Genomic DNA, 18,272 nt, shown 5'->3' with positions numbered 1-18,272 from the left:
CCTGCAGCGCTCGCGCGGTGATCTGTTAAGAATTCGGAGGCGTTGAGGAAATCGGGGAAGGACAGAGCGTGCGGGTGCTTGGGCTGATGTCGGGGACGTCCCATGACGGGATCGACAGCGCGACCGTGGACTGGTCGATGGCCGACGGTGCGCTCACGGGGGTCGTCGAGCACACCGGCACGCGGCCGTACGAGCGGGAACTGCGCGAGCGGATCCTCGCCGCGCTGCCACCGAACCCGACCGACATGGCCGAGGTCTGCCGGCTCGACACCCTGATAGGCCAGGCGTTCGCCGACGCCGCCGAGCAGTGCGGCCCGGTCGATCTTGTGTGCTCGCACGGGCAGACGCTGTTCCACTGGGTGGAGAACGGCCGGGTACGGGGCACCCTGCAGCTCGGCCAGCCCGCCTGGATCGCTGAGAGGACCGGCGCACCCGTGGTCTCGGACCTGCGCGTACGGGACGTGAGCGCGGGAGGTCAGGGCGCGCCGCTGGTCTCCTATTTCGACCTCCTGCTCCTGGCCGGGCTGCCCGGCGCGAGCGGCGCGCTCAACCTGGGCGGGATCGCGAACCTGACCGTGCGGGATCTCGGGATCGCCTACGACACCGGTCCGGCGTCGGCGTTGATGGACGCGGCGGTGTCCGCCGCCACGGGAGGATCCTTTGACGAGAACGGCCGTCTCGCCGCGGCGGGGGAGATCCACGAAGGGTTGCTGCGCGATCTGCTGGCCGAGCCGTACTATCGCGAGCTCCCGCCGAAGACCACCGGAAAGGAGCTGTTCCACCCGGGCTACCTGGCCAGGACGGCCTCGCCGTACGGACTGGCCCTGCCCGATCTGCTGGCGACGCTGACCGCGCTCACCGCCGAGACCGTGGCCATGGAGATCCGCAGGCACCGGCTCGAGACCGTGGTGGTCTCGGGAGGCGGGGTGCGGAATCCGGTCCTGATCGACATGCTGTGCAAGCGGGCCCCGGAGGCGCGGATCCTGCCGAGCGACGAGCTCGGTGTTCCCGCCGACGCCAAGGAGGCGATCGCCTTCTCGCTCTTCGGCTGGCTGACGGCCCACGGGCTGCCCGCCACGGTTGCCGGCTGTACGGGCGCGTCAGGACCGCGCATACTCGGCACGATCACCCCTGGCCGGGGCCCGCTGACGCTGCCCCCGGCCCTCCAGGACGCGCCGGCCCGCCTCATCTTCGTGGGGAGATGAGGCGGGGCCGGCGTTTGACCTACCGTTCGGCGTGCGCGTCGCCGGCCGCGGTCCGGTCGAGGACGTGCGGGTCTGGGAGGCGCTGGTCGGGCGGCGATATCGGCAGATCCGCGGATGGCGCGGGGATGGAGCGCGAGGCGGCCGGTTCGGCCTCGGGCAGCGCCGCCGTCTCGCCGGGCTGGTCGATCTCGGGGAGCGCCGCTGCCTCGTCAGACCGGTCGATCTCGGCGGGTGCCGCGGTTTCGGTGAGCTGGTCGGACTCGGGGAGTGCCGCGTCCTCGGAGGAGGTCGCGATCTCGGGGGGCGTCGCTCGTTCCAGGAAGCGGAGCAGCTCGACGGGGAAGGGCAGCACGAGGGTGGAGTTCTTCTCGGCGGCGACCTCGACGACGGTCTGGAGCAGGCGCAGTTGCAGCGCGGCGGGATGGGCGGTCATGGTCTCGGCGGCCTGGGCCAGCTTCTCGGAGGCCTGCAGCTCACCCTCGGCGGTGATGACGCGGGAACGCCGTTCACGTTCGGCTTCGGCCTGCCGTGACATGGACCGTTTCATCGACTCGGGAAGTGACACGTCCTTGATCTCGACGCGGTCGATGTGCACGCCCCAGCCCACGGCGGGGCTGTCGATCATCAGCTCCAGGCCCTGGTTGAGCCGTTCCCGGTTGGAGAGCAGGTCGTCCAGCTCGCTCTTGCCGATGATCGAACGCAGCGAGGCCAGCGCGACCTGGCGAATGGCGGACTCGTAGTCCTGGACGTTGACGATCACGCGTACCGGGTCGACGACCCGGAAGTAGATGACGGCATCGACGCGGACCGTCACGTTGTCACGGGTGATGGCGTCCTGGACGGGCACCGGCATGGTGACGATCTGCAGGTTGACCTTCTGCATGCGGTCGATGACCGGCACGATCAGGGCGAGCCCGGGGCCGCGGAGCTCGTTGCGCACCTGCCCGAAGCGGAAGACGACGCCCCGCTCGAACTGCTGGACGACCCGAACGCCCGCCCCGAGCAACATCGCGATCAGCGTCAGGATCACGACCAGCGCATAGGTGATCATTGCACCCTCCGATGTCCATCCTCGGTTCCGTGGGCTCGGCGCACTCGGCACCCCGAGGGTCTTCTCAATCGGGAACCGGATTCCGCCGGCACCACGCGTGGGGGACGGGCCGGATGGTCGCGGGGTGACGGAGCGGGTGTCGCGGTGCCCGGGCCTCCACGCGGGTCCTCGACCGGCGGGCGGCGTCGGATCTCGTGCAACGCCTCGCGTTCGTGGTCACTGGGCACGACACACCTCCCCGGGGGTGTCCGTCCGGTGGGCATGATCTTGCCGGTTTCGCCCATCCGGACACTTCCATCGTAGCTCGGATCGACATATCCGCAGGTGAGGGAAGGTGCCCGTTATCTGCATCCCTAATATTCTTAAAATCGCGAAGCGAGGCAACGGTTACGGTGGCGGTGGGCAAGGAGAACGTGGGCGGGCAGGGGGAGCGGTCACCCTCGGTGGAAACATCCAGCGCCGCCGGGAAGTCGGCGGTCGCGCGTTCGGCGCCTCCGGGCTGAAAAGGTTCTTCGACCGGAAAGGCCTTCGGAAGGCCTCGTCAGGCCGACTGCCGGATCACCAGGGTGGGTTCGAAGATGACCGAGGTCACCCGGCGCTCCGGCTCCTCGACGTGGGAGAGCAGCAGGCGGGTCATCTCCGCGGCCATGTCCTCCATGGGCTGGCGGACCGTGGTCAGCTGGGGGCGGCAGGCGAGGGCGGCGCTGCTGTCGTCGAAGCCGACCACGGCGACGTCGTCGGGTATCCGCCGGCCGTGGTCGCGCAGGACGAGGAGGGCGCCCTGCGCCATCAGGTCGTTGGCGATGAAGACGCCGTCCACGTCCGGGTGCTCGGCCATCAGCCGCTGCATCGCGGTCTCGCCGCTGTCGTGGCTGAAGTCGCCCTCGACGATGGGGATGTAGGGGTGGCCGTGCCTGGCCATCGTCTCCTGGAATCCCGCCAGCCGGTCCTGGCTGGCCGGAACGTCGAGCGGGCCCGTGATGGTCGCGACGCGCCGGCAACCGCGGGCGACGAGGTGGTCGGCGGCCAGCGTCCCTCCCGCCCGGTGCGCGACGTCGACGTAGCTGATGGGGATCGGCCTGGGCGGTCTGGCGAAGAGGACGGCGGGCAGCCCGGCGTCGACGAGCAGTTTCGGCAGGGGGTCCGCGGCGTGGCTGGAGACGAGGAGCGCGCCGTCGGCGTTGCCCTGCCGGAGGTAGGAGATCACCTGTTCCCGGGCCGCGGCGGTCTCGGCCAGCATCAGGACCGGATGCATGCCGAGGGGGCGCAGGAAGCCGAGGACGCCGCTGGCCACCCGGCCGAAGAACGGGTCGCCGAAGACCCGGTTCGGAAAGGGGTCCTCCTCGCCTTCGTCGCCCGCCCCGGAGACGACCAGGGCGATCGAGCCGGTGCGCCGGGTGACGAGGGAACGCGCCGCCCGGTTCGGGGCGTATCCGGTGACGGAGATGGCCTGGCGGACCTTCTCCTGGATATCGGGATCGACGTTGCGAATTCCATTGATCACGCGAGAGACGGTCGCACGGGACACTCCCGCCACCCGGGCCACGTCCTCCAAGGTGGACGAGCTCGGTATCGACGGGAGGTCTTCGCTCATGAGAGCTTTTATAGCATAGTGGGAGAGCGCTCTCCATCCAGGTTGACGGCCGTACTCAGGGGGAGCGTCACTCGCGGAGTCCCCGGCGAGAGCGGTGAGGGCTCCCGCGTCGCTCGCCGGTCGTGATGCCAGGCCACCCGGGGTGTCGCGCCTCTCTCCGGGAGGAGAGCCCGACCACGGGGAGGGGCCTCTTGACGCCGTTCCCGGCCGAGGGGCGGGAACGGCCTCTGACGTCATCTCCGCCCAGGGATCCGGGAGGGCTCGATACCGGATTGAGGTGGCCGCGAGCCCGCGTGTCCGCGCCGGATCCGGTGGAGGGTGGTCCTCACGCTTTTCTGGAGAGCGCTCTCCATTTTTTCTTCCGGAGCCGCTTCTTGTCCTGAGCGGTGCCGGTGGAGCCCCGTAAGGAAATACCTTTTGATGGGTTTTATCCGTTTTGTTTGGCTGCGTAGCAGGCCTCGGTGTGAGATGTGAGGCCTTGGCGCGGATCGGCCCGCAGGGAAATGGTTCGATGTTGGAGAGCGCTCTCCAACCCATTCCCGTCGAGGCGTAGGGAGGCGGCGCTCCGTTGGCGATCTCTGGCACGCCCGCCGGGGTAGGCGTTCCGCGTCATCCGGTACTTGACCTCAGGCGTATTTGAGGCCTCATTCCAAAAAGGTGATCTCCGCGAGAACCGAGGCGTCCTGGGACGACGCGATCCGGGCCTCGCACGACCTGGTGCCGGCGGGGGAGCGGAGACAGACGCTGATCGGTGTCCCGGCGATCTCGGTGAACGGGCACGCGGGCCAGTTCGGCCCGATCATCAGCGAGATCGCGACCGGGGGGCGGGCGGGCCTGCTGTGGGACGCGTTCAGGATGTTCGCCACGGAGGAGGCGTTCTTCGAGATCAAGCGGGTCACCGACCGGGCGGTTCCCCAGACCTTCTGAGACGGCTCCTTGGATCTTCTGAGGGTTGATCATGGGGGGAGGTAGGCGCCTGACCTGCGGTCTCCGTGGGCTTTGACCGATAAATCACTGGTTTATGGGTGATCGGTACTCGGGGTTCATGTTCGTGACCTTTTTCTGAGGGCAAGTCCTTAATGTGATGGATTGTGAGGCCCAACAACACCGGTGTAGCAGTGGTGACCGGCGAAGGAGTCCCCACTGTCTCGGACTTCGAGAGCAGGGCGACTCCAGCGGCTCCGGCGATACGGCGGGCGGGCCTCCCAGATGGATCACGACGGTGCCGTACAGCGGTTTCTGTCGGCGAGTTGGGGGACTCTCGTGCTGCCGACCGCGGTCGAGTGACCGAAGCATTGAGATCTCCCCCGCACGTAGCGTCGCGACGTCGCGACAGGGATGGGGTCGGGGATGAAGATCATCGGGATCGCGGGCAGCCTTCGTCGTGGGGCGTACGTCTGGAGACTGCTGGAGGCGTCGTCGTGGGAGCTGCCCGCGACGGTGGACTTCGAGATCTGGGACGGGCTGGATCAGATACCGCCCGTCTCGGACGGTGAGCTGCCGCAGCCGGTGGACGCGCTGTGCCGCGCGGTTTCGGAGGCGCACGGCATGCTGATCACGGCGCCGGCGCACAGCACGCTGCCGGTCCAGCTGAGCCATGCGCTCGACTGGCTCTCGTCCCCGCGTGCCGGCGCGGTCCTGCTGGGCAAGCCCGTGGGAGTCGTGACCGCCTGCCTGCGTATTCACGAGGCGATGTGGACGCAGACCCAGTTGCGCAGGTCGCTCGGCGCGGCGGGCGCGGTCGTGCACGGCGCGGACCTGGCGGTCTCCTCGGCCCGCAGCCGGTTCGACGCCACCGGCCAGCTCGCCGACAAGGAGTTCCGCGGACGGCTCCGCAAGGTGCTGGACGAGGTGTGTTCGCCGTCACTCGCCAGGGCCGGGGGCAGTGCCCTTTTTCACGATCACTAAACTGAATCGGGTAGTTCAGTCGAGTTGGATCGGAGGCGGCGATGGGCATCGGCCGTATCGGTGTGTGGCATCCCCTGTTCGGGCGGGCTCCCGTGCAAGCCGTACGACAGGCCGCGGTGGAGATCGAGGAGCTCGGGTACGGCGCGCTGTGGTTCGGTGAGGCGCCGGGAAGCCGGGAGGCGTTCAGCACCGCCGGAATCCTGCTCGCGGCCACCAGAACCATCGCCGTCGGCAGCGGCATCGCCAACATCTGGGTGCGGGACGCGACCGCCATGGCGACCGGGGCGGCGGCGTACGGCGAGGCCTACCCGGGGCGGTTCGCCCTGGGCGTCGGGGTCAGTCACGCCCCCATGGTCACCCAGCGCGGACACGACTACACGCGCCCTCTCGCCGCGATGAGCGCCTATCTCGACACGATGGACGTCGCCGCGCGCGATCTGCCTTTCTCTCCCGACCCGCCCACGCCCAGGCTGCTCGCCGCGTTGCGGCCGCGGATGCTGGAGCTCGCCCGGGACAAGTCCGATGGCGCCCATCCCTACTTCGTGCCGCCGGAGCACACCGTGCTCGCCCGCGAGATCCTCGGCCCCGGCCGGATCCTCGCGCCCGAGCAGGCCGTGGTCCTGGAGAGCGACCCGGCCACGGCCAGGAAGATCGCCCGCGCGCACATGGCGATCTACCTGACCCTGGGAAACTACGTCAACAACCTGCGCCACCTCGGCTACGCGGACGAGGACTTCGCCGACGGCGGCAGCGACCGGCTGGTGGACGCGATCGTCGCATGGGGAGACGCCGACACCGTCGCCACCCGGGTTCGCGCGCATCTCGACGCCGGGGCGGATCACGTCGCCCTTCAGCCGCTCCCGCCGGATCTGCGCGGAGGCGTCGCCCAGCTGACGGAGCTCGCGGCCGCCCTGGACGTACGCCCGGGGAAGTAGGGCGACTCCGAGGACGACCCGTCATGCCGTACGAAGGTGAGAGGGGAAGGGGGAGGTCATCGTGGGTAACGCAGACCAGGAGAAGGCGCTGCGAATCCTGGAGGCGGCGCTCGACCTCCGCGCCCCGGTCGTCCGGCACCGGCTCAAGAAGTTTCCCGAGGGGGCGCCGTTCCTCTGGCTGAGCTTTCCCGGAGCGGGCGGCGCGACGATTTTCCTTGACAGACGTCAGTGGATCTACCTGAGCGAGCCGAAGCGGGGCGAGGTGGCCGTCCAGCTCGCCGCCGGCCAGGTCGACGACGATCCCGCGCTTGTCATCGAGCGGCTCCTTCCGGTCATGACGCCGGTTCGCAGACGCAGGAGCACCGCCGTGCGCGTTCTGGCGTCCTCCGGGATCGGCCTCGCCGCGGGCGCGGGGGTGGGCCTGCTGAGCGCGGTGCTCATGGCCATCCTCGTCGCGGGCAACGGCTACCTCTCGGACACGAGCACCGTCGTGGTGTACGCCCTGGCCGCGCTGCTGGGCGTCGCGTCGGGTCTCTGGCTGGGCTGGCGCTGGTGGCGGCTGGGCTGAGCGCGCACGACCCTGGGCCGGGCGCGCACGGTTCCGAGCTGAGCGCACGCGGTTCCGGGCCGAGCCCGCGTGGTCCGGGCCGAACGTGCGTGAGCCCGGGTTGAGTTCGCGGGAGCCCGGGTCGAACGCGCGGGCCGGGTTGAGTTCGCGCGATCGTCGTCGAGTTCGCGTGATCGTCACTCCCGTGGGCAGGGAACGGGGAGACGACCACGTGGAGGAGCGACATGGCCGAGTTGCTGGCGATCTACAACGCGGAAGCGGGGAGCGCGGACGACGACGTCAGAGCCGCCGTCATCGAGACGTTGCGTGGCGGCGCCGACCTGGTCGAGGCGCCCGCCGGGGAGAAGGACCTGGACGAGATGCTCGACGCCCACCCCGGCCGGGATGTGGTCGTGCTGGGCGGCGACGGCTCGCTCCACGTGGTGGTCGCCACCCTGCATCGGCGCGGCGAGCTGGATGCCCGGACGGTGGGCCTCGTTCCGCTGGGCACCGGCAACGACTTCGCCCGGGGGCTCGGCATTCCGCTGGACCCCCAGGTGGCGGCCCGCATCGTGCTCGCCGGACGGCCCCACCCCCTGGACCTCCTCGTCGACGACGAGGGCGGAATCGTCGTCAACGTGGTGCACCTCGGCGTGGGCGCGGAGGCGTCCGAGCAGGCCAAGCCGCTCAAGCCCAGGCTCGGCCGGCTCGCCTACATGGTGGGCGGGCTGCTCGCGGGCGTGCGGAGCCCCGGCTGGAGGCTGCGCGTGACGGTGGACGGCCGGCAGGTGGCCGGGGAGAGCCCGGTGCTCATGCTCGGTGTCGGCAACGGCGTCACCATCGGCGGCGGCACCCCGCTGACCCCCGGGGCCAGGCCCGACGACGGCATGGTGGACGTCGTCGTCGCGCTGACCACCGGGCCGCTGGACCGGCTCGCCTACGCGCTGCGACTGCGCCGGGGGAGCCACCCCGAGCTGCGGAGGGTGATCACCGACCGCGGGCGCGAGGTGGCCGTGGAGGGCGAGCCCGTGCCGGTGAACGCCGACGGCGAGCTGATCGGCCGTACGGCCCGGCGCCGCTGGACGGTCAAGCCCGCCGCCTGGCGGATGTTCACCTAGGGTCCCGCGCCGGGAATCCGTCGGCTGAGAATTCCTGGCAAATGCGCATCCGCTACGAACACCGCCAAGCGATGAACGGGGTGTGATGGGAGGGGCGCAGCCGTACGTATGTCCGTGGCGACCAGTGCCACCCGACGAATCATTCTCGTCGAGAACGTGCTCATCCAGGCGAATGCCCGGACCGTTGATGTCGAGATCGGACGGTCGGCTCCGACGTTCAAGGTGGCAGGTAATCCCACCTGGAGGGAACGACGTGACCGACAGATTCCAATCCGAACCGGCTGCGACCGCCGAGCCCGGGCCAGAGCCCCAGGCGCCGGACCCGCAGCGTTGGAAGGCACTGGCGTTACTCTGCGTCACCGGATTCATGGTGATCCTCGACTCCCAGATCGTGATCCTGGCGCTGCCGTCGATCGAACGGGAACTGCAGGTCACGGCGGGGGAGGGGCAGTGGGTGCTGAGCGCCTACATGCTGACCTTCGGCAGCCTGCTGCTGTTCGGCGGCCGGCTGGCCGACCTGCGCGGGAGGCGCCCGATGTTCATCGTCGGAACGGTGCTGTTCCTGGTGTCCTCGTTGCTGTGCGGCCTCGCCTGGTCGGCGGGCGCACTGATCGGAGCCCGCGTTGTCCAGGGGATCTCTGCGGCCATCATGGCGCCGTCCGCGCTCGCGATCCTGACGAACATGTTCCCGGACGGCGCCGAACGCAACAAGGCGCTGGCTTACTGGTCGGGAGCCAGCGGGCTTGGGGCCACGGCGGCGCTGCTGATCGGCGGCCCGATCACCGCAAGCCTGGGCTGGGAGTGGATCTTCTACCTCAACGTTCCGGTGGCCGTCGGACTGCTGGTGTTCGCCCCCGTTCTGCTCCCGAAGGGCCGGGAAAGGGATCAGGTGGGATCCTACGATCCGGCCGGGGCACTCACGATCACTCTTGGGCTTCTGTTGCTGACCGGCGCGATCGTCTGGGCTCCCTCCGAAGGATGGACCAGCGGACCGGTGGTGGGCATGCTGCTTGGCTCGGTCGTTCTGATAGGCCTGTTCATCGTCGTCGAAAGCCGGTCGGCCGCGCCTCTGATGCCACTGCGGATGTTCCGCTCCCGGCTGTTCGTCGGAGGCAACCTGGCGATGGTCTTCTTCGCCATGACCGCGTTGGGGATGTCCATCACCCTTTCGGCGTACGCGCAGCGCGTACTCGGCTACACGCCGATGCAGTTCGGCCTCGGCTTGTTGGTGATGACCCTGATGACCCTCGTCGGCGCCTACGCCGGCCAGGCGGGCGTGACCAAGTTCGGTTTCCGCCCGGTGGCCGCCGTCGGCATCGTGCTGATGGGCATCGGAGCGTTCCTGCTTTCTCAGGTGCCGGCCGACGGTACCTACTTCGGTCATCTGTTCCCGGGCCTGCTCCTCTTCGGTCTCGGGCTGGGCGGCGGGCCGGTCGCGGCGATCTCCGCGGCGCTGTCCTCGGTGGACGCGAAGAACGTTGGCGTGGCCTCCGGCGCCGGCAACGCGGCCTTCCAGATCGGTGGCGCGCTGGGTGCCGCGGTCGTTTCCGGTGTGGTCGTCTCCCAAGGGGGCGACTCGACCGTACCGACGGTGATGACCGAGGGATTCCAGGCGGGCTTCACCGCCGACCTCGTCATCGCCCTGATCGGCCTGGGCGTCGCGCTGGTGCTGTTGAGGCCGCTCACCCGCCACACCCGGGACACGACTTCGGCCGCCTCCAGGAGCGAGGACCTGTCCGTGACGGAGAACCGCCGCCGGATCGCGCGATGAGCATCACAACACGCCGAGTCCGAATGAGACGGTCTCGAGGTTCGGGAGGCCGGTCGCGGAGCTTGGAAGAGTTCGATGCCGCGCGGAGCGGGCCACACCGAGTTCCACGGGCTCCGGCGCACGGGGAAGACCCGCAAAGTCTTCGGGGCTGGGATGTCGAAATCGAGCCTTCCGCTCCGACCTTTGCTCTGAGAAACCCACCAGCGATACGCGACGAGGCACCGGGCCATCGGCGAGGAGAGGATTGATCATGGGACGATCTGTGGTGCATTTTGAGATTATCGGGAGCGACCCCGCGAAGCTCCGCGGCTACTACGGCGAACTGTTCGACTGGGAGTTCCAGATGGGCGACGCGGTCACCGAGAAAGTCTCGCAGCCGGGTCTGTACGGCTTCGTGGATGGGAGCACGACCGGCGAGGGGGACGGCATCAACGGCGGTATCGGCGGTGGCCAGGGCCATGAGCGCCGGGTCCTGTTCTACGTGGGCGTACCCGACGTCGAGTCCGTGCTCCAGCAGGCCGAGAGCCTCGGCGGGAGGCGCCTGATGGGCCCAGAGCCGAAGTCGGGGGATTTCACGGTCGGGCACTTCATCGACCCCGAGGGCAACGTGATCGGCGTCGCCGGTCCATCGGCCTGATCGGGGCGCCGCGCGTCGCCGGTCGATCAGCCATAGCCGAGGGCCGGATCTCACCGCCCTGGGTATCGTGCTCGAAGAGGGAGTCGAGATGAAATATCTGCTCTTGATCTACAGCAACCCACAGAGCTGGGCGCATCCGCTGTTCCTGCGTAATCCGCAGTTCCTGGCGATGCCGGCGGAAGAGCGCGATGAGCTGACCAGGCAGGCCGAGGCCCTACAGCGGGAGATCACCGAATCCGGTGAGCTGATCGTGGCCGCGGCGCTGGCCGACCCGGTGAACACCAGGAGCGTTCGGGTGCGCGACGGTGTCCCGGCCACCACGGACGGGCCCTACATCGAGACCAAGGAGCAGCTGGCAGGATACGTCGTGGTCGACTGCGAGAGCCTGGAGCGGGCGAGCGAGATCGCCGCGCGCATCCCCGACGCACGGTTCGCCGCAGTGGAAGTACATCCGATCATGGACATGTCCGGTCAGGAGATGTGAACACCGGCGACGACATCGAGGACCTGTTGCGCCGGCCGGCGCCGCAGGTCCTCGCCGCGCTGGTGCGGCATTACGGCAACTTCGAGACCGCCGAGGACGCGGTCCAGGAGGCGTTACTGGCCGCCGCGACGCAATGGCCTGTGCACGGGGTGCCCGACAACCCTTCGGGATGGCTGATCACGGTCGCCTCCCGCCGGATGACCGACCAGCTCCGCAGCGAACTGGCCAGCAGAAAGCGAGAAGAGATGATCGCTTCGTGGCCCCCGCCGGACGAACTGTTCGCGCCCGCCGCCGACACCGGGGAACCGCGGGACGAGGACGACACGTTGATCCTGCTGCTGCTCTGCTGCCATCCCAGTCTCACCCCGCCTTCGCAGATCGCGCTCACACTGCGCGCGGTCGGCGGTCTGACCACGGCGGAGATCGCGCGGGCGTTCCTGGTCCCCGAGACGACCATGGCCCAGCGCATCAGCCGTGCCAGACAGCGCATCAGGGCCGCCGGCGCAACGTTCGAGATGCCGCCGGAGCCCGAGCGGACGGATCGGCTTCGCGTCGTTCTGCACGTGCTGTATCTCATCTTCAACGAGGGCTACACCGCGACCTCGGGCCCGGAGCTGCACCGCGGTGACCTGACCGGCGAGGCGATTCGGCTGGCCCGAATCGGCCACCGGGCACTACCCGACGATGGCGAGGTCGCCGGATTGCTGGCGCTCATGCTGCTCATCGACGCGCGCTGCTTGGCGCGCACCCGGCCTGACGGCAGTCTGGTCCCGCTGTCCGAACAGGATCGCGGCCTGTGGAACCGGGAGTCCATCGACGAGGGCATTTCCCTGATCACCCGCGCCCTGGCCCGCGCTCCGCTGGGGCCGTACCAGCTCCAGGCGGCCATCGCCGCCGTGCATGGCGAGGCGGCCCGCGCCGAGGACACCGACTGGCCTCAGATCGTTGAGCTGTACCGGCTGCTCGAAGACCTGGCCCCCAATCCCATGGTCACCCTCGGCCGCGCCGTCGCGGTCGCCATGGTGCGGGGCCCGCACGCCGGGCTCGCGCTACTCGACCCCCTGAACACCGATAGTCGGCTGGCCGGCCACCACCGGCTGCACGCGGTCCGGGCGCACCTGCTGGAGATGGCCGGTGATCACGAGGCGGCCCTGTCCTGTTACCGCAGGGCCGCACGCCTGACCACCAGCCTCCCCGAACAGCACTACCTGCACAGCCGCGCGGCGCGACTCACTTCCTGACGGCCGCCGGTCACGGCCGACAGCGGCGGTTGCCCAGTCTCGAATTCCGTCTCCGGGGAGGTGGGCCGGAGGTCAGGGGATCAGCACGACCCGGCCGCGCAGGCCGCCCTGGACCATCAGGGCGTGGGCCTTGGCCGCATCGGCCAGCGGGTATGTCTGGGCGACCCGGGGGGTCAGCAGGCCCGCGTCGGCGAGGTGGACCAGCTTGGTGAGACCGGCGCCGTCGGGGGCGACGCTCGTCAGGTGGATCTTGATGCCGCGGGTGGGCCTGGGGATCCGGTCACCCCGCAGGCCCGTGTAGCTCCCTCCGTCACGCACGGCGCCGGTCACGGCGTCACTGAGCACCGCCGCGTCCAGGACGCCGTCGGCGCCGTCGGGCCAGATGCCGCGGATCGCCGCGGCGGGGTCGTCACCGGAGGTCACGAACCACCGTGCGCCGAGCGTGCCGGTGACGTACTCCTCGTCGGACGGCCGGGCCAGTGCCAGCGTATGTATACCGCGAGTCCGGGCGATCTCCAGGGCGTAGCCGCCCACGGCGCCGGCGGCTCCGGTGACCGCGAGGGTGTCGCCGGAGCGCAGTCCGAGGTTGTCGAGGGCCTGGACGGCGGTGAGCGCGTTGAGCGGCAGCGTCGAGGCGGCGGCGGAGTCGAAGCGGGCGGGGGCGAGGGCGGCGGCGTACTGCTCGACCACGACGTATTCCGCCTGGCCGCCCAGTGGCTTCCCGCCCCCGTGGATGATCGCGATGACACGGTCGCCGACGGTGAGGTCGGTGATGGGGCCGACGGCGTCGACCGTTCCCGCGACGTCCCAGCCAAGCCCGAGATACTCCCCGTCGGGGACCGGGCCGAACCCGCCGCTCCACAGGCCGGCGTCGGCGGGATTGAGGGCCGCGGCCTCGACCTTGATCCTGATCTGTCCGGCTCCCGGCTCCGGGCGAGGGACCTCGGCGATTTCCACGACATCGGGACTGCCGACCGATCGGATGACTACTGCGCGCATGGTCATGCCATTTTCCTTCGTGTCCGGGGGGATTACGAGATCATCGGGCTCGGCCGCAGCCTCCACCAACTGCCGTACGCGGTCAAGGACCGGGCCGATGCCAACCTTCCCGAAGTCGACGCGGCCCGTGCCCACTGCGACGGCCACACTCACGCCCTGGCCTCGACCCGGACAGCGGCGCTAGCGCCGGTCCACCACGATGTCGCCGTTCTGGACCACCAGCGCCACCCTGGCCCGGTCGGCGAAGATCGACGGATCGTCCAGCGGGTTGCCGGCGAAGGCCACCAGGTCGGCCCGCTTGCCCTCGTGCACCGTGCCGACCTGGTCGGAGATCCCGAGAATCCCGGCATTGACGCTGGTTGCCGACACCAGCGCGGCCATCGGCGTCTCGATTTTCGACCTGAGCACCAGCTCGTACCCGCGGCCGGACTGATCGGGCCCGATCAGGTCCGACCCGAGCCCCACCCGCACACCCGCCTCGCGAGAGGCCAGCAACCCGTCGATCTGCCCCTGCATCACGATCCCCAGCCGGTCCGCGATCGCCGTCGGCAACCCACTGGCCGCGGCGTTCTCCGTCAGGGCGTGCACCACCGCCAGCGTCGGAACGTGCGCCACACCGTGGGCCGCCATCAGCGTGGCGGTCTCCTCGTCGATCTCGGAGCCGTGCTCCACGCACAGCGCCCCCGCCTTGACGGCGTTGCGGATGCCCTGGTTGTTGTGCGCGTGCACCGTGACGTACGTGCCGCGCGCGGCCGCCTCCTCCACGGCCACCGCGATCTCCTCCACGGTGAACTGCGTGTCGGTCAGCTTGTCGTGCTTGGACACGACCCCGCCGGTGACGCAGAGCTTGATGAACTCGGCCCCGCGTCTGAACGACTCCCGCACGTTCTTACGCATCTCGTCCGGCCCGTCCGACAGCAGCGCCATCGACCGCAACCCCGGGATGTGGTGGTCACTCCAGTCGGAGGTCGGCTCCCAGTCGGCCGCGAAATGCCCGTGCCCGCCCGTCTGGCACTGGATGGGCCCGCACTGCAGGATCCGCGGACCCCGGACCTTACCCCGCGCGACGACCGCGGCGAGTCCCCCGTCGATGCCTCCGACGTCCCGCACGGTGGTGAACCCGGCCTCCAGCGTCCGCGTGCAGTTCGCGAACATGTCCGCGGCCAGTTCGGCCACCGACAGCTCCCGACGCAGGCTGGCGTCGATGTCGCTGCTCAGCCCCAGATGCACGTGCGCGTCGATGAGCCCGGGAGTGAGGGTCAGCCCGTCGCACTCGACCACCTCGGCTCCCGCCGGAGGCGTCCCGCCCACCCGGACGATCCGCCCCCCGTCGACCTCCACCGCCTGTCCTCGAACCGGGTCGCGCCCGCTACCGTCGATGACCACCGCGCCGCTGAACCACGTCGACATGCCGCTTCCATCCCTGTCCGCCGCATACCGGCGTCCGCGTCCGGCGCCTCTCCCCGCCGTCTCCGGAGATTCCCGCCCACCCACGACGGACGGCGGGCTCGCGCCTCACCGCAGGTCCTGAGTTGCCGGGGATGGGGAACAACGAAGGGATGACGATCTATATGTGACGGATGACCTTAACACCCCTTTTTGTTGGGTTCTAGGTAGAGATAGACGGATGTTTGCCGGGTTCCAGGTGGAGATCGACGGACGGTCCGGCGCAACGTCCCGGATCGGCCGTCCGTCAGAATCGCCGGCTCCGAGAGGCCGCCCAGGACGTTGTTCAGCCGGTTGTTCTAGCCCAGGGACGCCGACACCAGGTTCCTGGCCTCCTCCTGCACCCGTGCCAGATGCTCCGGGCCCTTGAAGGACTCGGCGTAGATCTTGTACACGTCCTCCGTACCGGAGGGCCGGGCGGCGAACCAGGCGCTGTCGGTGGAGACCTTGACCCCGCCGAGGGCGGCGCCGTTGCCGGGGGCGGAGGTCAGCACCTGCGTGATCGGCTCGCCGGCGAGGGTGTCGGCGGTGACCTGCTCGGCCGAGAGTTTGGCGAGCACCGCCTTCTCCTCCCGGCTCGCCGGGGCGTCGACCCGGGCGTAGGCGGGATCGCCGAACCTGGACACCAGGTCGCGGTAGTGCTCGCTCGGTGAGCGGCCGGTGGTCGCGATGATCTCCGCGGCCAGCAGCGCCAGGATCAGGCCGTCCTTGTCGGTGGTCCACACCGAGCCGTCGCGGCGCAGGAACGAGGCCCCGGCGCTCTCCTCACCGCCGAAACCGAGGGAGCCGTCGAGCAGTCCCGGCACGAACCACTTGAACCCGACGGGCACCTCCATGAGCCGCCTGCCCAGATCCGCCGCCACCCGGTCGATCATGCCGCTGCTCACCAGCGTCTTGCCGACCCCGGCGTCCGCCGGCCAGCCGGGCCGGTGGGAGTAGAGGTAGGAGATCGCCACGGCGAGGTAGTGGTTGGGGTTCAGCAACCCCCCGTCGGGAGTGACGACGCCATGCCGGTCGGCGTCGGCGTCGTTGCCCGTGGAGACGTCGAACGCGTCGCGGTTGGCGATGAGCGAGGCCATCGCGTACGGCGACGAGCAGTCCATCCGGATCTTGCCGTCCCAGTCCAGCGTCATGAACCGCCACGTCGGGTCGGTCAGCGGGTTCACCACCGTCAGATCCAGCCGGTGCCGTTCGGCGATCTCCCCCCAGTAGGCCACGCTCGCCCCGCCCAGCGGGTCGGCGCCGATGCGCACCCCCGCCGCCCGGATCGCGTCGAGGTCCAGCACGGACGGCAGGTCGTCGACGTAGTGGCCGAGGAAGTCGTGACGGCCGGTGGTGTCGGCGGCCAGCGCCCTGACGTAGGGAATCCGCCTGACCTCCTTGAGGCCGTCGGCGATCAGCGCGTTGGCGCGGTCCTGGATCCACGAGGTGGCGTCGGTGTCGGCCGGGCCGCCGTGCGGCGGGTTGTACTTGAAGCCACCGTCACCGGGCGGGTTGTGCGAGGGGGTCACCACCACCCCGTCGGCCAGTCCGGCCGTACGCCCCCGGTTGTGGGTGAGGATCGCGTGCGAGACCGCCGGCGTCGGGGTGTAGCCGCCCCGGCTGTCGATGAGGACCGTCACCCCGTTGGCCGCGAAGACCTCCAGCGCCGAGACCTGCGCGGGCTCGGACAGCGCGTGGCTGTCGGCGCCCAGGAACAGCGGGCCGTCCACTCCCTGCGCCGCGCGGTACTCCACGATGGCCTGGCTGGTCGCGAGGATGTGGTCCTCGTTGAACGCGACGTTCAGTGAGGAACCACGGTGCCCCGACGTCCCGAACGCCACCCGCTGGCCGACCTCTCCCGGATCGGGGTGCAGCGCGTAGTAGGAGGTCACCAGACGGGCCACGTCGACAAGATCGGACGGCTGGGCGAGCTGCCCCGCGCGTTCATACGTCATAAAAATCTCCCAAGTCATCCCTGCCAACCGTATCTACCCTCAAATTCGAGAAGACCGCATACTTGATCTCGAATGTGCGGAAATCTAGCGGGTGATCCTCAGCGCCGGTCGGCCACGCCGCCGGCGCGTCTCCGCGCCACCTCGTCCTATCTCCCGGAGCGCCCGTCCCCGCTGTGCCGTCGGCGTCTCTCCGCCCCGGCTTCCGGTCTGCCCGGTCCCCGGAACCCGTCCGTCGAAGCACGTTGCCGCGCGCCGTTGACAACGTTGTCATCGACGTCGTACGTTCGGGGTGTTTGCTATCTTTGCCCGGTTTGCTTGCCCAGATCTGCGAACCTCTCAACCACCGAATACATCGGAGGAATCCGTGAACAGCCGCGTGGTGGCCGTATCGGCCACCGCCAACCTCTCCCTGCTCAGAAGCGTCGGCGAGGTCCGGCTGTGACCGCCCTGGCAATCGACATCGGCGGCACCAAGTTCGCCGTCGCGGTCGTTCACCCCGACGGGACCATGACCCGGCGGGCGGAGCTGCCGGTGGGACCGGATCCCGTGGCGACGCTGGCCTCGCTGGTCCGCGACGCCGGAGCCGCCGGCCTGACCGGGGTGGGGATCGGCTCCGCAGGTCCCATCGACGCCCTCGCCGGCACGGTCAGCCCGGTCAACATCCCGTCCTGGCGGGGCTTCCCGCTGGTCGACACCGTGCGAGAGCTCCTTGCCGACCTTCACGACCTTCCCGATCCTCACGGCTTTCCCGTCGCGCTGGCCGGAGACGGCCAGTGCATGGCGCTGGGGGAGTGGTGGCGAGGCGGGCACGGCGGGCATGGCTCGGCCCCCCGGGTCCTGCTCGGCATCGTGGTGTCCACGGGCGTGGGCGGCGGGCTGGTCCTGGACGGCGTGCCGTACCTGGGGCCGACGGGAAACGCCGGTCACATCGGGCACATCGCCATAGACCCGCACGGGCAGCGCTGCCCCTGCGGAGCGGTGGGATGCCTGGAGACCATCGCCAGCGGTCCCAGCATGGTCCGCTGGGCGCTGGCGAACGGCTGGACCTGCCCGGCCGCGCACCCGGACGCCAAGGCGCTCGCGGCGGACGCCGCCCGCGGGGTTCCCGTCGCGCAGCTGGCCTTCCAGCGGACCGCGGACGCGCTGGCCGCGGCGATTCTCACCACGGCCGCCCTGTTCGACGTCGACGACGTTGTCATCGGGGGCGGCGTGGCCGCGGCGGGTGAGACGCTGCTCGCCCCGCTGCGGCAGGCGGTCGCCAAACAGGCCGGGCTCGATTTCCTGCATCGCCTCACCGTCAGCCGGACCACGCTGGAACGTGACGCGGGTCTGTACGGCGCCGCCGCCCTGGTCCTTCCCTCCGAGGGGAGAACGCCTTACCGGGGCCCTTGAACACCGC

General features: G+C 69.8%; 16 protein-coding genes. 11 read left to right on the top strand and 5 right to left on the bottom strand.

The genetic code is table 11. The features are described from left to right. The first annotated feature begins 68 nt into the window (after positions 1 to 68). Positions 69 to 1,205, top strand: coding sequence for an anhydro-N-acetylmuramic acid kinase (locus CHC08_RS27935; RefSeq protein WP_089210356.1), 1,137 nt, complete (start codon positions 69 to 71; stop codon positions 1,203 to 1,205). Between the two features lie 19 nt (positions 1,206 to 1,224). On the opposite strand, the gene CHC08_RS27930 is transcribed toward CHC08_RS27935, so the two are convergent. Then, positions 1,225 to 2,256, bottom strand: coding sequence for a slipin family protein (locus CHC08_RS27930; RefSeq protein WP_089210355.1), 1,032 nt, complete (start codon positions 2,254 to 2,256; stop codon positions 1,225 to 1,227). A gap of 541 nt (positions 2,257 to 2,797) precedes the next feature. Beyond that, positions 2,798 to 3,850: a LacI family DNA-binding transcriptional regulator gene (locus CHC08_RS27925; protein ID WP_089210354.1), complete on the bottom strand. Its 1,053-nt coding sequence runs from the start codon at positions 3,848 to 3,850 to the stop codon at positions 2,798 to 2,800. Positions 3,851 to 4,507: 657 nt separating this feature from the next. Between CHC08_RS27925 and CHC08_RS27920 the strand changes: the two genes are divergently transcribed. The 9 genes from CHC08_RS27920 to CHC08_RS27880 all read left to right on the top strand — a co-directional run bounded on the left by CHC08_RS27920 (position 4,508) and on the right by CHC08_RS27880 (position 12,491). Beyond that, positions 4,508 to 4,777, top strand: a complete 270-nt coding sequence (locus CHC08_RS27920; RefSeq protein ID WP_089210353.1) for a mycothiol-dependent nitroreductase Rv2466c family protein — start codon at positions 4,508 to 4,510, stop codon at positions 4,775 to 4,777. Between the two features lie 423 nt (positions 4,778 to 5,200). Continuing rightward, positions 5,201 to 5,758 carry an NADPH-dependent FMN reductase gene (locus CHC08_RS27915; protein WP_179282244.1) on the top strand — a complete coding sequence of 186 codons (558 nt, stop codon included), beginning with the start codon at positions 5,201 to 5,203 and terminating at the stop codon, positions 5,756 to 5,758. 41 nt (positions 5,759 to 5,799) lie between these two features. Continuing rightward, positions 5,800 to 6,693, top strand: a complete 894-nt coding sequence (locus CHC08_RS27910) for an LLM class F420-dependent oxidoreductase (protein WP_089210351.1) — start codon at positions 5,800 to 5,802, stop codon at positions 6,691 to 6,693. 61 nt (positions 6,694 to 6,754) lie between these two features. Next, positions 6,755 to 7,261: a hypothetical protein gene (locus CHC08_RS27905; protein ID WP_089210350.1), complete on the top strand. Its 507-nt coding sequence runs from the start codon at positions 6,755 to 6,757 to the stop codon at positions 7,259 to 7,261. Positions 7,262 to 7,485: 224 nt separating this feature from the next. Then, positions 7,486 to 8,358, top strand: coding sequence for a diacylglycerol/lipid kinase family protein (locus CHC08_RS27900; protein ID WP_089210349.1), 873 nt, complete (start codon positions 7,486 to 7,488; stop codon positions 8,356 to 8,358). Between the two features lie 253 nt (positions 8,359 to 8,611). Beyond that, positions 8,612 to 10,129, top strand: coding sequence for an MFS transporter (locus CHC08_RS27895; protein WP_218825513.1), 1,518 nt, complete (start codon positions 8,612 to 8,614; stop codon positions 10,127 to 10,129). A gap of 265 nt (positions 10,130 to 10,394) precedes the next feature. Continuing rightward, a complete protein-coding gene (locus CHC08_RS27890; RefSeq protein WP_218825512.1) occupies positions 10,395 to 10,766 on the top strand; it encodes a VOC family protein in 372 nt (123 codons plus the stop codon). Between the two features lie 88 nt (positions 10,767 to 10,854). Next, positions 10,855 to 11,250, top strand: a complete 396-nt coding sequence (locus tag CHC08_RS27885; RefSeq protein ID WP_089210409.1) for a YciI family protein — start codon at positions 10,855 to 10,857, stop codon at positions 11,248 to 11,250. After that, the gene (locus CHC08_RS27880; protein ID WP_089210347.1) at positions 11,247 to 12,491 is read left to right on the top strand and encodes an RNA polymerase sigma factor; all 1,245 of its coding nucleotides are present in this window, start codon (positions 11,247 to 11,249) and stop codon (positions 12,489 to 12,491) included. Before CHC08_RS27885 ends, CHC08_RS27880 begins: the two co-directional genes overlap by 4 nt. 72 nt (positions 12,492 to 12,563) lie before the next feature. On the opposite strand, the gene CHC08_RS27875 is transcribed toward CHC08_RS27880, so the two are convergent. The 3 genes from CHC08_RS27875 to pgm form a co-directional block, all read right to left on the bottom strand. After that, complete coding sequence (locus tag CHC08_RS27875; RefSeq protein ID WP_245878607.1) at positions 12,564 to 13,496, bottom strand: NADP-dependent oxidoreductase; 933 nt, start codon at positions 13,494 to 13,496, stop codon at positions 12,564 to 12,566. Between the two features lie 174 nt (positions 13,497 to 13,670). Continuing rightward, positions 13,671 to 14,900 (bottom strand): metal-dependent hydrolase family protein, encoded by a 1,230-nt coding sequence (locus CHC08_RS27870; protein ID WP_089210346.1) that lies wholly within the window; start codon positions 14,898 to 14,900, stop codon positions 13,671 to 13,673. A 335-nt stretch (positions 14,901 to 15,235) separates the two neighbouring features. After that, positions 15,236 to 16,873, bottom strand: coding sequence for a phosphoglucomutase (alpha-D-glucose-1,6-bisphosphate-dependent) (pgm, locus tag CHC08_RS27865; RefSeq protein WP_089210345.1), 1,638 nt, complete (start codon positions 16,871 to 16,873; stop codon positions 15,236 to 15,238). A 438-nt stretch (positions 16,874 to 17,311) separates the two neighbouring features. Here pgm and CHC08_RS27860 point away from each other — a divergent pair, with 438 nt between their 5' ends. Continuing rightward, entirely contained in the window at positions 17,312 to 18,265 is a 954-nt protein-coding gene (locus CHC08_RS27860) for an ROK family protein (RefSeq protein ID WP_245878606.1), read from the top strand. Positions 18,266 to 18,272 lie beyond the last annotated feature (7 nt).

Origin of the sequence: Streptosporangium subroseum, assembly GCF_900188345.1 — a bacterium.
GTDB classification, from domain to species: Bacteria; Actinomycetota; Actinomycetes; order Streptosporangiales; family Streptosporangiaceae; genus Streptosporangium; species Streptosporangium subroseum.
The sequence above is the reverse complement of the archived record's forward strand: the minus strand, read 5'-3'. Positions and strand labels throughout refer to the sequence as shown.

Bases quoted from the DNA above. Each gene is read 5' to 3' on its own strand.
- CHC08_RS27900 (WP_089210349.1), top strand. From the start codon at position 7,486: ATGGCCGAGTTGCTGGCGATCTACAACGCGGAAGCGGGGAGCGCGGAC.
- CHC08_RS27910 (WP_089210351.1), top strand. From the start codon at position 5,800: ATGGGCATCGGCCGTATCGGTGTGTGGCATCCCCTGTTCGGGCGGGCT.
- CHC08_RS27870 (WP_089210346.1), bottom strand. From the start codon at position 14,900: ATGTCGACGTGGTTCAGCGGCGCGGTGGTCATCGACGGTAGCGGGCGC.
- CHC08_RS27925 (WP_089210354.1), bottom strand. From the start codon at position 3,850: ATGAGCGAAGACCTCCCGTCGATACCGAGCTCGTCCACCTTGGAGGAC.
- pgm (WP_089210345.1), bottom strand. From the start codon at position 16,873: ATGACGTATGAACGCGCGGGGCAGCTCGCCCAGCCGTCCGATCTTGTC.
- CHC08_RS27930 (WP_089210355.1), bottom strand. From the start codon at position 2,256: ATGATCACCTATGCGCTGGTCGTGATCCTGACGCTGATCGCGATGTTG.
- CHC08_RS27875 (WP_245878607.1), bottom strand. From the start codon at position 13,496: ATGACCATGCGCGCAGTAGTCATCCGATCGGTCGGCAGTCCCGATGTC.
- CHC08_RS27885 (WP_089210409.1), top strand. From the start codon at position 10,855: ATGAAATATCTGCTCTTGATCTACAGCAACCCACAGAGCTGGGCGCAT.
- CHC08_RS27915 (WP_179282244.1), top strand. From the start codon at position 5,201: ATGAAGATCATCGGGATCGCGGGCAGCCTTCGTCGTGGGGCGTACGTC.